Consider the following 12,082-nt stretch of genomic DNA (forward strand, 5'->3'; position numbering starts at 1 on the left):
ACGCCCTTTCAGATGCTCCGTCTCCGCCCGCTTGCCGGCCTCCTCCTCCTGACCGCCGCGCTCGCGGCCGCGCCGGCCGCCGCCGAGCCGCTGTTCGGCGGCCTGTTCGGAGGCAAGAAGAAGGGCGTGCCGGTCACCCAGCTCGATCCGGCGCAGCGCGCCACGCTTCAGCGCGTCAACGGCTATTTCAATTCGCTCCAGGACATCACGGCGAACTTCGAGCAGACCGGCCCCGACGGCTCCCGCTCCGTCGGCAAGCTCTATCTGTCCCGGCCCGGCAAGATCCGCTTCCAGTACGCGCCGCCGAGCCCGCTCGAGATCGTCTCGAACGGCAGCTCGGTGATCGTCAAGAACCGCCGGCTCGCCACCCAGGAGCTGTGGCCGCTCAGCCAGACGCCGCTGCGCTTCCTGCTCGAGGACAAGATCGACCTGCTGAAGGACGCCAACGTCAAGGCGGTCTACCAGGAGCCCGAGATGGTCTCCGTGGTGCTGGAGGAGAAGAACGCGATCGGCGGCAAGGCGCAGATCCAGCTGCTGTTCAGCGGGCAGAATTACGAGCTGAAGCAGTGGACGGTGACGGACGCGCAAGGCATGGACACCTCGGTCGTGCTGTCGGACATGACCCGCGTCGCGAAGCTCGACCAGAACCTGTTCAAGATCGTTCAGCCGCGCTGGCCGAGCCAGGGGCGGCCCTGACGAACGTCTCGCGCGCGCTCACGCAGTCGTGCGCTTGAACTCCCGCGCGCGACCCCCCATCTCGGATTGCGAGCGAGGCGTCGCCAAACAGGCTGCGTTCCCCCGTCGCGGCCTTGGCCAAGGCGCCTCGTTTCCGCCGTTCCTCCGATCGGCGGAGCGCCCAGCGCGCGGACGCCCGGCCTTTCCCCCCGGAGGCCGGGCGTCTTGCGTTCCGGGCATGGCTGTCTTGGCTTCTCGCCCCGACGGCTTCCCCGGCGGCGCTGATCCGCGCTAGAGCGAGCGGCCTGCCCTCTCCTCCCCGGTCGCCAATGCCTGTCCGTCTCGCCACCTGGAACATCAATTCCGTGCGCCTGCGCATCGGCCTCGTGGCGAAGCTCGTCGACGAGCATGCGCCCGACGTCCTGTGCCTGCAGGAAACCAAATGCGCCGACGACTGCTTCCCGCTGAGCGCGGTGCGCAAGCTCGGCTATGAGCACGTCGCGATCCACGGCCAGAAGGGCTACCACGGCGTGGCGACCTTCTCCCGCTTCCCGTTCGCCGAGACTGTCCGGGAGCGCTGGGCGGACAAGGACGACGCCCGCCACCTCGCCACCACCTTCGCCGACGGGCCGCTCGCCGGGGTGACGCTGCACAATTTCTACGTGCCCGCAGGCGGCGACGAGCCGGACCCGGCCATCAACCCGAAATTCGCGCACAAGCTGCAGTTCCTCGACGAGCTGACGCAGTGGTCCGGCCGCATCGCCGCGACCGGCGCACGCATCATGGTCGGCGACCTCAACGTGGCGCCGCATGAGAGCGACGTCTGGAGCCACAAGCAGCTGCTTCGCGTGGTCAGCCACACGCCGGTCGAGACCGAGGGGATGAACCGGATGCAGGCGGCCGGGCGCTGGGTCGACCTTGTCCGCCGGCGCACGCCGCACCCCGAAAAACTGTTCTCGTGGTGGAGCTACCGGGCGGCGGACTGGCAGGCCTCGGACCGCGGCCGGCGCCTCGATCACGTCTGGGGCAGCGCCGACGTCGCGGACCGGTTGATCGACGTGCGGACGGTGCGGGAAGCCCGCGGCTGGGAGCGGCCCTCGGACCACGTCCCGGTCGTGGTCACGATCGCCTGACGCGGGCTATCTCCGCAGCAGCGCCTCGACGGATCTGAGCTCGGCGATATCGGCCTGCACGCGCGCCGCAAGCCGGCCGTGCAGCTTCCGGGCGAGGTCCGGATACTCGTCGAACAGGCGCGAAAACAGCCCGCGCGCGATCCTCAGGACCTCGGAGGGTTCCTGAGCGGTGGCGGTCGCGGGCCTTGTGGTGTCGCAGATCAGCGCGAGCTCGCCGAGCAGCGCGCCGGAGCCGACCGCACGCTCGGGGCCGCCCGCGCGCGCCACGGTAAGCGCGCCCGAGACCACCACGAACCCGGAATCCGCCGCCTCGCCCTCGCGAAACAGCACGTCGCCCGCGCCGAGGCGCAGCCGGTCGGCCGAGAACGCGACCAGCCGCAACGCGTCACGCCCGAGTTCGTCGAACAGCGGCGTCTTGCCCAGCGTCCGGATGTCGTCCTCGAGCGCCACGCACCCCCGCCTTCGCCATTGCTACGCCGCCCTATGGGACGAGCTTGTAGCCACCTGCCTCCGTGACCAGCAGACGCGCATTGGACGGATCGGCCTCGATCTTCTGGCGAAGTCGATAGACGTGCGTCTCGAGCGTGTGAGTCGTCACGCCCGAATTATACCCCCACACTTCCTGAAGAAGCGTTTCGCGCCCGACCACGGACGAGCCGGCGCGGTACAGATACCGCAGGATCGCCGTCTCCTTCTCGGTGAGGCGGATCTTGGCGTTCTTCTCGGTCAGCAGCATCTTCGCGCCGGGCCGGAACGTATAGGGCCCGATCGAGAAGATCGCGTCCTCGCTCGCCTCGTGGCTGCGCAGCTGCGCCCGGACGCGCGCCAGCAGCACCGCGAACCGCACCGGCTTGGCGACGTAGTCGTTGGCGCCCGCCTCGAGCCCGAGGATCGTGTCGGAATCCGAATCCTGCCCGGTCAGCATGATCACCGGCCCGCGGAAGCCGTTGCGGCGCATGATCCTGACCGCCTCGCGGCCGTCCATGTCCGGCAGGCCGACATCCATCAGCACGAGGTCGACGTGATCGGTCTTGACCGCTTCGACGCCCTCGGACGCGGTGGCTGCCTGGGAGGCCTCGAATTCCTCGTGAAGGTCGAGCTGCTCGGCGAGTTCGGTGCGGAGGTCGGCGTCGTCTTCGACGAGAAGGATCTTGCGCTTCGTGGGCATTCAGCAATCTCTGAGGGTCAAGCCGTCAAGACGGCGCAGGCGCCTTTCAAGTAGGGCGCCGTTCCCTCATTCCGCAAGTCAGAGACGCAATTTGGCCAATCGTCGCGCCTGCAAGAAGCGTGTTTTGAACGCGGTCCGGGTGTTGCAATCGCCCGGCGATCGCGGCGGAGGACGGCTTCTGGCGGGCCCGCTCACGCTTCGGTGTGCGCTCGGCCCGGCCGGGATCGTGACGCGCAAGCGCGAGGGCGACGGCGCGACCCCGCGCGCCGACCTGCCGCTCCGCAGGGTGTGGCGGCGCGCCGACCGCGGCCCCCGGCCGGCGACCGCGCTCGCGGTGCGGACCACGCGGCCGGACGACGGCTGGTGCGACGCGCCGGAGAGCCCGTGCTACAACCGCCCGGTCCGGTCGCCCTTCCGGGCGTCGCACGAGCGAATGTGGCGCGAGGACGGCCTCTACGATCTGGTGGTCGAGCTCGGCTGGAACGACCGGCCGCCGCGTCCGGGCCGCGGCAGCGCGATCTTCATGCACGCCGCCCGGCCGGGCTTCGCCCCGACCGCCGGCTGCGTGGCGCTCGCGCCGGCCGCGCTGCGCCGGCTGATCGCGCGGCTCGGGCCGCAAACCCTGCTGCGGATCGGACCGCGGCCGCGTAAGCTGCGGCGCGATCGCGCTTAATACTTCCTGATCAGCCGGCTGCTCTGACGAAGATGTCAGCAATCGCCGACCCTCGCGAACTTGTGCGAGCGGCCGCGATCCCCATATCCTTCGTGCCCAAAGGGACCGCCGCGCCGCGGCGGCCGCGACGGGACAATTCGCGAGGATTGCAGACGATGTCCGACTTTAACCGCAACGCTTACGGCCGAGCCGGCTTCGGCGGGGTCGCTGCGCCGAGCGCTGCGATCGACCCGGGCCTCCGGTCCTACATGCTGAGCGTCTACAACTACATGTCGCTCGGCCTCGCCATCACGGGCTTCGCCGCGATCGGCGCCTTCATGATGGCCGTGACGAGCGATCCCGCCTCCGCGGTCGCCACCGCGCGCGGCATGCACCTGACCCAGTTCGGCTACGCGCTGTTCGCGAGCCCGCTGAAGTGGGTGGTGCTGCTCGCTCCGCTCGGCATGGTGTTCTTCCTCTCCGCGCGCATCCACAAGATGAGCGCGGCGGGCGGCCAGATCGCGTTCTACGTATTCGCCGGCCTGATGGGCCTCTCGCTGTCGTCGATCTTCCTGGTCTACACCGGGGCGTCGATCGGGCGGGTGTTCTTCATCACCGCGGCGGCGTTCGGCGCGCTCAGCCTGTGGGGCTACACCACGAAGCGCGACCTGACCGGCATGGGCTCGTTCCTGGTGATGGGCCTGTTCGGCATCATCATCGCCAGCCTGGTGAACATCTTCCTCGGCTCGAGCATGGTGCAGTTCGTCGTGTCGGTGCTCGGCGTGCTGATCTTCTCGGGTCTGACCGCCTACGACACGCAGCGCATCAAGGAGATGTATTACGAGCTCGACGACAGCGACACGATGAGCCGCAAGGCCATCCTCGGCGCGCTGTCGCTCTACCTCGACTTCATCAACCTGTTCACGATGCTGCTGTCGCTGTTCGGCAGCAACCGCGAGTAAGCCAAGCCTTCCGGCCCCGGCCGGACGGACGGAACCAAGGCCCCGGCGGAGACGTCGGGGCCTTTTTCATGTCGGCCGCTTGCGTCCCGCCCGGGAGGCTGCATCTTCCGGCGCGACAGGACTGCAGGAGGCCGCCATGGCGAAGATGATCCACACGATGATCCGCGTGCGCGACGAGGAACGCTCCGTCGCGTTCTACCGGACCGCGTTCGGGCTCGAGGTGGCGGACCGCTACCCGTTCGACGGCTTCACGCTGATCTACATGGCCAATCCCGAGACGGGCTTCGAGCTTGAGCTCACCGTCAACGCCGGCCGCGACGCCGCTTACGATCTCGGCGACGGCTACGGCCATCTCGCGGTCTCGGTCGACGACCTCGCGGCCGAGCACGCCCGGTTCGAGGCCGCGGGGCTGAAGCCGAACCCGCTCAAGACCATGGAGCGCGACGGCGAGCCCTTCGCGCGGTTCTTCTTCGTGTCCGATCCGGACGGCTACAAGATCGAGGTGCTGGAGCGCGGCGGCCGCTTCCAGTGACGCCTCAGAGCACGTCGTAGAGCCAGAAGATCCAGGACAGCTGCGCCGCGAGCGCCAGGGAGACCAGCGCCGCGTGCAGGCGCCGGTCGCTGGAGAAGGCGCCCAGCGCGAAGGCCAGGATGAAGCCCGCGTTCCTGTACGGGTAGACCGGCCCCAGCGTGTCCAGATAGGCGCCGCCCTTGAGGCTGGTGTCGGCGAAGTCGACGATGAAGATCAGCGCCAGCAGCCCGAAGAACCACGCCCGCCGGGACATGAAGTAGTCCCGGTAGCCGGCGTACTCGTCCATCTTGTCCGGGAACAGCAGCGTGGTCGCCAGGAACAGCAGGCAGGCGTAGAAGATCAGGAACAGGTAGAGCTGGAACGACCACACCGGCGCGGCCGACAGCCGGTACTCGAACCACCAGAAATGCGCGATGCCGAGCAGGACGAACAGCGCCCAGCCGAGGTGCACGGGGTAGATCGTCTCGCGCGAGGGATGCTGCACGAAGCGCGCGAGCCCCGTCAGCAGACGCCCGACGCCCAGTCCGACCACCACGCCCACGATCATCCGGACGTGCACGAAGGCTTCGTGATTTGCTGCGAGCTGCGACACTCCGGTTCCCTCCCGTTCTCGGCCAAGACGCTTGCCACCGGGCGGCGCCGGGTTCAAAACCCGGGCGGCTCTCTGGCATACACAGATGACGAGGATCCTAATGGCGGCCCATAAACTTCTTCTTCTGCCCGGCGACGGCATCGGCGTCGAAGTTCTCGCCGAGGTTCGTCGCATCCTCGCCTTCATCGAGCAGAAGGGGATCCTCTCCTTCGAGATTGAGGAAGACCTCGTGGGCGGCGCCGCCTATGACGCGCATGGCGTGGCGATCACGGACGCCGCCATGCAGAAGGCCAAGGCCGCGGACGCGATCCTGTTCGGCGCGGTCGGCGGCCCGCAGTGGGACGGCGTGCCCTACGACGTGCGGCCGGAAGCCGGCCTGCTGCGGCTGCGCAAGGAGCTCGAGCTGTTCGCCAATCTGCGCCCGGCGATCTGCTATCCGGCGCTCGCCGACGCCTCCGCGCTGAAGCGCGAGCTGGTCGACGGCCTCGACATCGTCATCGTCCGCGAACTCACCGGCGGCGTCTATTTCGGCGAGCCGAAGGAGATCACCGATCTCCCGAACGGCCAGAAGCGCGCCGTCGACACCCAGGTCTACGAGACCTACGAGATCGAGCGCATCGCCAAGGTGGCGTTCGAGCTCGCCCGCGTGCGCTCGAACCGCGTGACCTCCGCCGAGAAGCGCAACGTCATGAAGTCCGGCCTGCTGTGGAACCAGGTCGTCACCGCGACCCACAAGGCCGGCTACGAGGACGTCAAGCTCGACCACATGCTGGCGGACGCGCTCGGCATGCAGCTGGTGCGCGCGCCCAAGCAGTTCGACGTCATCGTCACCGACAATCTGTTCGGCGACATCCTGTCCGACGTCGCCTCGATGCTGACCGGCTCGCTCGGCATGCTGCCCTCCGCCTCGCTCGGCGCCGAGGATCCGGCGACCGGCAAGCGCAAGGCGCTCTACGAGCCGGTGCACGGTTCGGCCCCGGACATCGCCGGCAAGGGCCTCGCCAACCCGATCGCGATGATCGCGAGCCTCGCGATGGCGCTCAAATATTCGCTCGGCAAGCCGGAGCTCGCCAACGTGCTCGATCGGGCGATCTCCGAAGTCCTGGCCGACGGCCTGCGCACCGGCGACATCTGGACCGAGGGCATGACCAAGGTCGGCACCTCCGAGATGGGCGGCGCCGTGCTCAAGAAGTTCGAGACCCTGCTGTCCGCCTGAGACGACCGCAGGTCCGCCGCATGAAGAAGGCCCGGCGCCCCCCGCCGGGCCTTTTCTTTTCGTCGCCCCGTCCTCCTCGGACGAAGAAGAGAGCCGGCCTCGAACGAAGGGCGCCCTTTCCCTCCCTCGCAGAGGGGAGGGTGGACGGCGAAGCCGGCCGGGTGGGGTGGCCGCAGGACAGAGCGCTACGCTCGAAGACCCCACCCGACCCTCCGCTGCGCGGAGGGCCACCCTCCCCACGCTGCGCGTGAGGAGGGAGGGGAGGCGTCGCGCCTCGGACGAAGGGCGCTCTTTCCCTCCCTCGCAGAGGGGAGGGTGGACGGCGCAGCCGGCCGGGTGGGGTGTTCTCAGGACAGAGCGCTACGCCCAAGAGCCCCACCCGACCCTTCGCTGCGCGAAGGGCCACCCTCCCCGCGCTGCGCGCGAGGAGGGAGAAGAGGCGTCGCGCCTCGGACGAAGGGCGCTCTTTCCCTCCCTCGCAGAGGGGAGGGTGGACGGCGCAGCCGGCCGGGTGGGGTGGTCTCAGGACGGAGCTCTACGCCCGAAGACCCCACCCGACCCTTCGCTGCGCGAAGAGCCGCCCTCCCCGCGCCAAGCGTGAGGAGGGAGAAGAAGAGGCTGAGCTTCGCACCCGGCCGAGCGGTTGACGCCGGCGGACGCCGTCACGAGATAGGGGAGAGGTCGAGCCGGCTCAGTAGCCGGGGAGGTCGAGGCTCGAGGGCAGCGGCGAGCGGCTGAAGCTGATGCTGTTCCGGGCCTGGTAGGTCGGCTGATAGACAGCGGACGTGTTGTATTTGGCGGCGGAGGGCGGGCTGTCCGGCGTGGTCCGGGTGTTCAGATAGCTCGGCTGCCGGGTGATCGTGACGGACACGCCGCCGTCGCGGGCGGGCTCCCAGGGCTCGGCCGACGCGAAGGACGCGATCAGCGGGACCGCTGCGATCGCCGCGGCGAAGATGAATGAACGCGTCAGGGGAAAGGACATGTCTGGCTCCGGCGCCTGAGTGCCACAATCCCTGAACGCGGTCGAGGCGATTTGGTTGCGGCGCGTCGCCGGCCGCCGTTGAATTCTCCCGCGTTTCGCGGCATTGGAACCCCGCGGCTTGACGCTGCGGAAGTGAGGGGCCGCCGGCGCGCGGCCCATGGAGCGGAAAATGGGTTATCGGATCGCCGTCGTGGGCGCCACGGGCAATGTGGGCCGCGAAATGCTGAGCATCCTCGACGAGCGGGAGTTCCCGGTCGACGAGATCGTCGCGCTCGCCTCGCGCCGCAGCCAGGGCACGGAAGTGTCCTTCGGCGACCGCACCCTGAAGTGCCAGACGCTCGAGATGTTCGACTTCTCGAAGACCGACATCTGCCTGATGTCGGCCGGCGGCGCGATCTCCAAGGAATGGTCGCCGAAGATCGCCGCCCAGGGCGCGATCGTGATCGACAATTCCTCGGTCTGGCGCATGGACCCGGACGTGCCGCTGGTGGTGCCCGAGGTCAACGCCGACGCGGTCGGCGGCTACGCCAAGAAGGGCATCATCGCCAATCCGAACTGCTCGACCGCCCAGCTCGTGGTGGCGCTCAAGCCGCTGCACGACGCGGCCAAGATCAAGCGCGTCGTGGTCTCGACCTACCAGTCGGTCTCGGGCGCCGGCAAGGACGCGATGGACGAGCTCTGGAACCAGACCAAGGGCATCTACGTGAACCAGGCGCCCGAGCACGAAGGCGGCAAGTTCCCGAAGCAGATCGCGTTCAACGTCATTCCTCACATCGACGTCTTCATGGAGGACGGCTACACGAAGGAGGAATGGAAGATGGTCGCGGAGACCAAGAAGATCCTCGACCCGAAGATCAAGCTGACCGCGACCGCCGTGCGCGTGCCGGTGTTCGTCGGCCATTCCGAGGCCGTGAACATCGAGTTCGAGAACCCGCTCTCGGCCGACGAGGCCCGGGACATCCTGCGCGAGGCGCCGGGGCTGCTGGTCGTCGACAAGCGCGAGCCCGGCGGCTACGTGACCCCGGTCGAGTGCGTCGGCGATTTCGCGACCTTCGTCAGCCGCATCCGCGAGGATCCGACGGTCGACAACGGGCTGGCGATGTGGATCGTCTCGGACAATCTGCGCAAGGGCGCGGCGCTCAACGCGGTCCAGATCGCCGAATGCCTCGCCAATCGCGGCCTGCTCAAGCAGGCGGCGTGAGGGCGCGATGAAGCTCTACCGTCTGCTCACCGGTCCGGACGACGCCGCGTTCTGCCGGCGCGTCTCGGACGCGATCAACAAGGGCTGGACGCTGCAGGGCGATCCGACCCTGACCTACGATCCGGAGAAGAAGACGGTGATCTGCGGCCAGGCGATCACCAAGGAGATCGTCGGCGTGGAATGGTCGGACGAGATCAAGCTGTCAGACTGGTGACGATCGACAGGGCCGGCCGGCGCGGCGGGGTCCTGTCGTCGCCCTCCTGAAGGTCCCCGTCGATCGCGACCAGCTTCGGCCGCGAGGGCGCGGGCCGCGGGCCGCGCAGCACGGTCTCGGCGCGCAGCAGCAGCTCCTTGGCCTGGGTCTGCGACCCCACCGCCTGAAGAGTGGCGGCGAGCCGCAGGCAGCTCTGGGCGAGTTCGGGCGCGAGCGGCGCGAGCGACGGCGCCGAGATCGCCACGAGGTCGAGCGCCACGGTCGCGGCGGCGCCGGCCGCCGACACCTGCCGCCGGTCGCCGGTCGCGCTGACCGGAGCGCCGGCGTCGAGAGCGTCCCGGACCGAGCGGGTCCAGCCCTCCCCGAAGGCGCGCAGGATGCAGCGCTGCTCGCAGGCGCGGGCCACCAGCATCAGCCGCGCCACGTCGTCGGACTGGGCGGCGAGATCCACGGTCAGGATCGCGACGCCGCGCACCAGCGCCTCCTCGGCCTCGCGCAGCGAGCCCTCCTCGGCGTCGGCGGTCCACTCCAGCGCGAACCGCAGATAGCTCGCGGCGAGCGGGGCGTTCCAGTCGGAGCGCTCCGGGTGGGAGGACCGCAATTCTTCCCAGGCCGCCCAGGCGTCGCGGTACCGGCCGGCCCGCTCATGGGCGAGCGCCAGACGCGCCAGGGCGGCGATCGGCGACTGCGCCCCGGTCGGTACGGGCCGTTCTGCTGCGTCGCGCGCCATCTCGCATCCTCATTGTGTCGTCGAACGGCGGCTCCCCGCCGGTCGGCAGACATTGGCGCACCCGGCTTGAAAGCCGCGTGAAGCGAACGGGTCGCAATCGCCCGATCCTCTTCACCGTCCGGAAAGGCAGTTGCGACGACGAATGTCGATGTCGCCTCGACGGACGGGCCGTGCCACATACCGCGCCGCAACCAGGACGGAGCGGGGCATGGCCGGAGCAGGTCGTTTCTTCGAGGACTTCGTGGTCGGCGACGTGATCAGGCACGCCACCCCGCGGACCGTCACGGTCGGCGACGTCGCGCTCAACCAGGCGCTCTACGGCAACCGCTTCGTGGTGCAGTCCTCCGACGCGTTCGCGCAGGCGGTCGGTTATCCGCGCAGCCCGGTCGACGACCTGATCGCCTTCCATGTGGTGTTCGGCAAGACCGTCCCGGACGTGTCGCTGAACGCCTTCGCCAATCTGGGCTACGCCGCCGGCCGCTTCCTGGCGCCGGTGTTTCCGGGCGACACGCTCGTCTCGACCTCGGAGGTGATCGGCGTGCGGCCGACGTCCAAGGGGGACGCGGGCGTCGTCTGGGTCCGCACGAGGGGCGCCCGCGCCGACGGCGCGCCGGTGCTGGAATATGTCCGCTGGGTTCTGGTCCGCGTGCAGGGCGGCCGGCCGCTGCCGGAGCCCGTCGTCCCGACCCTCCCGAGCGCGGTCGATCCGTCAGAGCTCGGCGGGGCGTGCCCGCGCATCGACCGCGCCGCGTGGGACGACGTCCAGGCGGGCGGCGCGCGGCGCTTCGACGACTACGCGGTCGGCGAGAAGATCGACCATGTCGACGGCATGACGATCGAAGAGGCCGAGCACCAGCTCGCGACCCGGCTGTGGCAGAACACGGCCCGGGTGCATTTCGACGGCTACGCGCAGAAGAACAGCAAGCTGGGCCGCCGGCTGGTCTATGGCGGCCACGTCATCAGCCTGGCCCGGAGCCTGAGCTTCAACGGCCTGGAGAACGCGTTTCACATCGCCGGCGTCAATGGCGGCCGGCACGTCGCGCCGATCTTCGCCGGAGACACGCTCTACGCCTGGTCCGAGATCGTCGACAAGCAGCCCCTTCCGGGCCGCGACGACGTCGGGGCCTTGCGGGTGCGCGTCACCGGCCTGAAGGACTGCCCGCCGACGGATTTCCCGCGCGCCACGCCGGACGGGAAGGATCATCCGGCGGTGGTGCTCGATCTGGATCTCTGGCTCCTGATCCCGCGCTAGCGGCTCAGGCTGCCTCCAGCGCGGGATCGCTGGCCGGGGCGCGGCGTCGTTCGCTGCCGTCCCCCGAATGCAGCCGGCGGAGCACGGCGCGGACCCCCGCATCCTGCGTCTCCGCGATCTGCCGGATCTCGTCGGCGTCGCTGAGCCAGCGCGGCGTGCGGAAGACATGCTCGCGCACCCGGATCATGGTCATCGCGTTCTGCAGGGCGATCATCAGCATGCGCTCGCCCTCCAGCATCGGCTTGCCGGCCAGCGTCGGGAGGCCCTCCTCCCGGCGCCACTCGGCCAGCATGGCGGTCCAGAGCGGCAGGCTCTTCCTCGCGCTGAGGTGGATCGGCTCCGGATAGGCGTCGAGCCCGGCGCGGAAGAACAGACGGGTGGCGGTCGGCGTCATGCGCGGCAGCATGTGGCCGTAGACCTCCGCGACGCGGTCCACCATGGGCGCGCCGGCCGACTCCTCGAAACGCTCGAGCGCGCCGACGCTCCAGTGCTCCTGGAACACCTCGACGAACACGGCGTCGATCAGCTCGTTCTTGCTGCCGAAATAGCGGTAAAGCAGCGCCTGCGTCACCCCGATCGAGGCGGCCAGGTCGCGGGTCGGTCCGCTGAAGCCGTTTTCTGCGAAGAACTGACAGGCGGCCGCGATGATCTGCGCCCGTCGCACGTCGCCGGCGAGCCGTGCGGCCCGGGGCCGGGCAGCCGGTTCGTCGCGGCCCATGATCGCCGTGACCGTCATGTCTACTCCCGCGTCCGAGTGCGCCCGCAGCTTGAAG

General features: G+C 69.3%; 15 protein-coding genes. 9 read left to right on the top strand and 6 right to left on the bottom strand.

The genetic code is table 11. The annotated features are described in order from the left end of the window. The first annotated feature begins 12 nt into the window (after positions 1 to 12). The gene (locus GGR24_RS08165) at positions 13 to 696 is read left to right on the top strand and encodes an outer-membrane lipoprotein carrier protein LolA (RefSeq protein WP_183394850.1); all 684 of its coding nucleotides are present in this window, start codon (positions 13 to 15) and stop codon (positions 694 to 696) included. Between the two features lie 308 nt (positions 697 to 1,004). Next, a complete protein-coding gene (locus GGR24_RS08170) occupies positions 1,005 to 1,808 on the top strand; it encodes an exodeoxyribonuclease III (RefSeq protein WP_183394851.1) in 804 nt (267 codons plus the stop codon). Between the two features lie 6 nt (positions 1,809 to 1,814). On the opposite strand, the gene GGR24_RS08175 is transcribed toward GGR24_RS08170, so the two are convergent. Together GGR24_RS08175 and GGR24_RS08180 are read right to left on the bottom strand one after the other, a co-directional pair. Then, complete coding sequence (locus tag GGR24_RS08175) at positions 1,815 to 2,258, bottom strand: cyclic nucleotide-binding domain-containing protein (RefSeq protein WP_183394852.1); 444 nt, start codon at positions 2,256 to 2,258, stop codon at positions 1,815 to 1,817. Between the two features lie 31 nt (positions 2,259 to 2,289). Beyond that, positions 2,290 to 2,976, bottom strand: a complete 687-nt coding sequence (locus GGR24_RS08180) for a response regulator transcription factor (protein WP_183394853.1) — start codon at positions 2,974 to 2,976, stop codon at positions 2,290 to 2,292. Between the two features lie 139 nt (positions 2,977 to 3,115). Between GGR24_RS08180 and GGR24_RS08185 the strand changes: the two genes are divergently transcribed. From GGR24_RS08185 to GGR24_RS08195, 3 genes are all read left to right on the top strand, one after another. Next, entirely contained in the window at positions 3,116 to 3,649 is a 534-nt protein-coding gene (locus GGR24_RS08185; RefSeq protein ID WP_183395205.1) for a L,D-transpeptidase family protein, read from the top strand. 155 nt (positions 3,650 to 3,804) lie between these two features. After that, on the top strand, positions 3,805 to 4,590 hold the full coding sequence (locus GGR24_RS08190) for a Bax inhibitor-1/YccA family protein (RefSeq protein WP_183394854.1): 786 nt from the start codon (positions 3,805 to 3,807) through the stop codon (positions 4,588 to 4,590). A gap of 136 nt (positions 4,591 to 4,726) precedes the next feature. Continuing rightward, positions 4,727 to 5,122 (top strand): VOC family protein, encoded by a 396-nt coding sequence (locus GGR24_RS08195; protein WP_183394855.1) that lies wholly within the window; start codon positions 4,727 to 4,729, stop codon positions 5,120 to 5,122. 4 nt (positions 5,123 to 5,126) lie between these two features. Here GGR24_RS08195 and GGR24_RS08200 read toward each other — a convergent pair whose 3' ends face one another. Further along, on the bottom strand, positions 5,127 to 5,714 hold the full coding sequence (locus tag GGR24_RS08200; RefSeq protein ID WP_428978221.1) for a hypothetical protein: 588 nt from the start codon (positions 5,712 to 5,714) through the stop codon (positions 5,127 to 5,129). A 100-nt stretch (positions 5,715 to 5,814) separates the two neighbouring features. Between GGR24_RS08200 and leuB the strand changes: the two genes are divergently transcribed. Beyond that, positions 5,815 to 6,930 carry a 3-isopropylmalate dehydrogenase gene (gene leuB / locus GGR24_RS08205; RefSeq protein WP_183394856.1) on the top strand — a complete coding sequence of 372 codons (1,116 nt, stop codon included), beginning with the start codon at positions 5,815 to 5,817 and terminating at the stop codon, positions 6,928 to 6,930. Between the two features lie 691 nt (positions 6,931 to 7,621). Here leuB and GGR24_RS08210 read toward each other — a convergent pair. Continuing rightward, positions 7,622 to 7,912 (bottom strand): hypothetical protein, encoded by a 291-nt coding sequence (locus GGR24_RS08210; RefSeq protein ID WP_183394857.1) that lies wholly within the window; start codon positions 7,910 to 7,912, stop codon positions 7,622 to 7,624. Between the two features lie 169 nt (positions 7,913 to 8,081). On the opposite strand from GGR24_RS08210, the gene GGR24_RS08215 reads away from it, so the two are divergent. Both GGR24_RS08215 and GGR24_RS08220 read left to right on the top strand, forming a co-directional pair. Then, the gene (locus GGR24_RS08215; protein WP_183394858.1) at positions 8,082 to 9,113 is read left to right on the top strand and encodes an aspartate-semialdehyde dehydrogenase; all 1,032 of its coding nucleotides are present in this window, start codon (positions 8,082 to 8,084) and stop codon (positions 9,111 to 9,113) included. A gap of 7 nt (positions 9,114 to 9,120) precedes the next feature. Then, positions 9,121 to 9,327 carry a DUF1737 domain-containing protein gene (locus GGR24_RS08220; RefSeq protein ID WP_183394859.1) on the top strand — a complete coding sequence of 69 codons (207 nt, stop codon included), beginning with the start codon at positions 9,121 to 9,123 and terminating at the stop codon, positions 9,325 to 9,327. On the opposite strand, the gene GGR24_RS08225 is transcribed toward GGR24_RS08220, so the two are convergent. After that, on the bottom strand, positions 9,308 to 10,057 hold the full coding sequence (locus GGR24_RS08225; RefSeq protein WP_183394860.1) for a hypothetical protein: 750 nt from the start codon (positions 10,055 to 10,057) through the stop codon (positions 9,308 to 9,310). The two genes, GGR24_RS08220 and GGR24_RS08225, sit on opposite strands and share 20 nt — an antisense overlap. A gap of 208 nt (positions 10,058 to 10,265) precedes the next feature. Here GGR24_RS08225 and GGR24_RS08230 point away from each other — a divergent pair, with 208 nt between their 5' ends. Next, complete coding sequence (locus GGR24_RS08230) at positions 10,266 to 11,309, top strand: MaoC family dehydratase (protein ID WP_183394861.1); 1,044 nt, start codon at positions 10,266 to 10,268, stop codon at positions 11,307 to 11,309. A 4-nt stretch (positions 11,310 to 11,313) separates the two neighbouring features. Here the strand turns inward: GGR24_RS08230 and GGR24_RS08235 are convergent, their stop codons facing one another. Beyond that, positions 11,314 to 12,045, bottom strand: coding sequence for a TetR/AcrR family transcriptional regulator (locus GGR24_RS08235; RefSeq protein ID WP_183394862.1), 732 nt, complete (start codon positions 12,043 to 12,045; stop codon positions 11,314 to 11,316). Positions 12,046 to 12,082 lie beyond the last annotated feature (37 nt).

The organism is Hansschlegelia beijingensis (assembly GCF_014196425.1).
Taxonomy (GTDB): Bacteria; Pseudomonadota; Alphaproteobacteria; order Rhizobiales; family Methylopilaceae; genus Methylopila; species Methylopila beijingensis.

What these genes read in the sequence shown, in the direction of transcription:
- GGR24_RS08165 (WP_183394850.1), top strand. Translation starts at nt 13, where the DNA reads ATGCTCCGTCTCCGCCCGCTTGCCGGCCTCCTCCTCCTGACCGCCGCG.
- GGR24_RS08170 (WP_183394851.1), top strand. Translation starts at nt 1,005, where the DNA reads ATGCCTGTCCGTCTCGCCACCTGGAACATCAATTCCGTGCGCCTGCGC.
- GGR24_RS08180 (WP_183394853.1), bottom strand. Translation starts at nt 2,976, where the DNA reads ATGCCCACGAAGCGCAAGATCCTTCTCGTCGAAGACGACGCCGACCTC.
- GGR24_RS08190 (WP_183394854.1), top strand. Translation starts at nt 3,805, where the DNA reads ATGTCCGACTTTAACCGCAACGCTTACGGCCGAGCCGGCTTCGGCGGG.
- GGR24_RS08195 (WP_183394855.1), top strand. Translation starts at nt 4,727, where the DNA reads ATGGCGAAGATGATCCACACGATGATCCGCGTGCGCGACGAGGAACGC.
- leuB (WP_183394856.1), top strand. Translation starts at nt 5,815, where the DNA reads ATGGCGGCCCATAAACTTCTTCTTCTGCCCGGCGACGGCATCGGCGTC.
- GGR24_RS08210 (WP_183394857.1), bottom strand. Translation starts at nt 7,912, where the DNA reads ATGTCCTTTCCCCTGACGCGTTCATTCATCTTCGCCGCGGCGATCGCA.
- GGR24_RS08215 (WP_183394858.1), top strand. Translation starts at nt 8,082, where the DNA reads ATGGGTTATCGGATCGCCGTCGTGGGCGCCACGGGCAATGTGGGCCGC.
- GGR24_RS08220 (WP_183394859.1), top strand. Translation starts at nt 9,121, where the DNA reads ATGAAGCTCTACCGTCTGCTCACCGGTCCGGACGACGCCGCGTTCTGC.
- GGR24_RS08225 (WP_183394860.1), bottom strand. Translation starts at nt 10,057, where the DNA reads ATGGCGCGCGACGCAGCAGAACGGCCCGTACCGACCGGGGCGCAGTCG.
- GGR24_RS08230 (WP_183394861.1), top strand. Translation starts at nt 10,266, where the DNA reads ATGGCCGGAGCAGGTCGTTTCTTCGAGGACTTCGTGGTCGGCGACGTG.
- GGR24_RS08235 (WP_183394862.1), bottom strand. Translation starts at nt 12,045, where the DNA reads ATGACGGTCACGGCGATCATGGGCCGCGACGAACCGGCTGCCCGGCCC.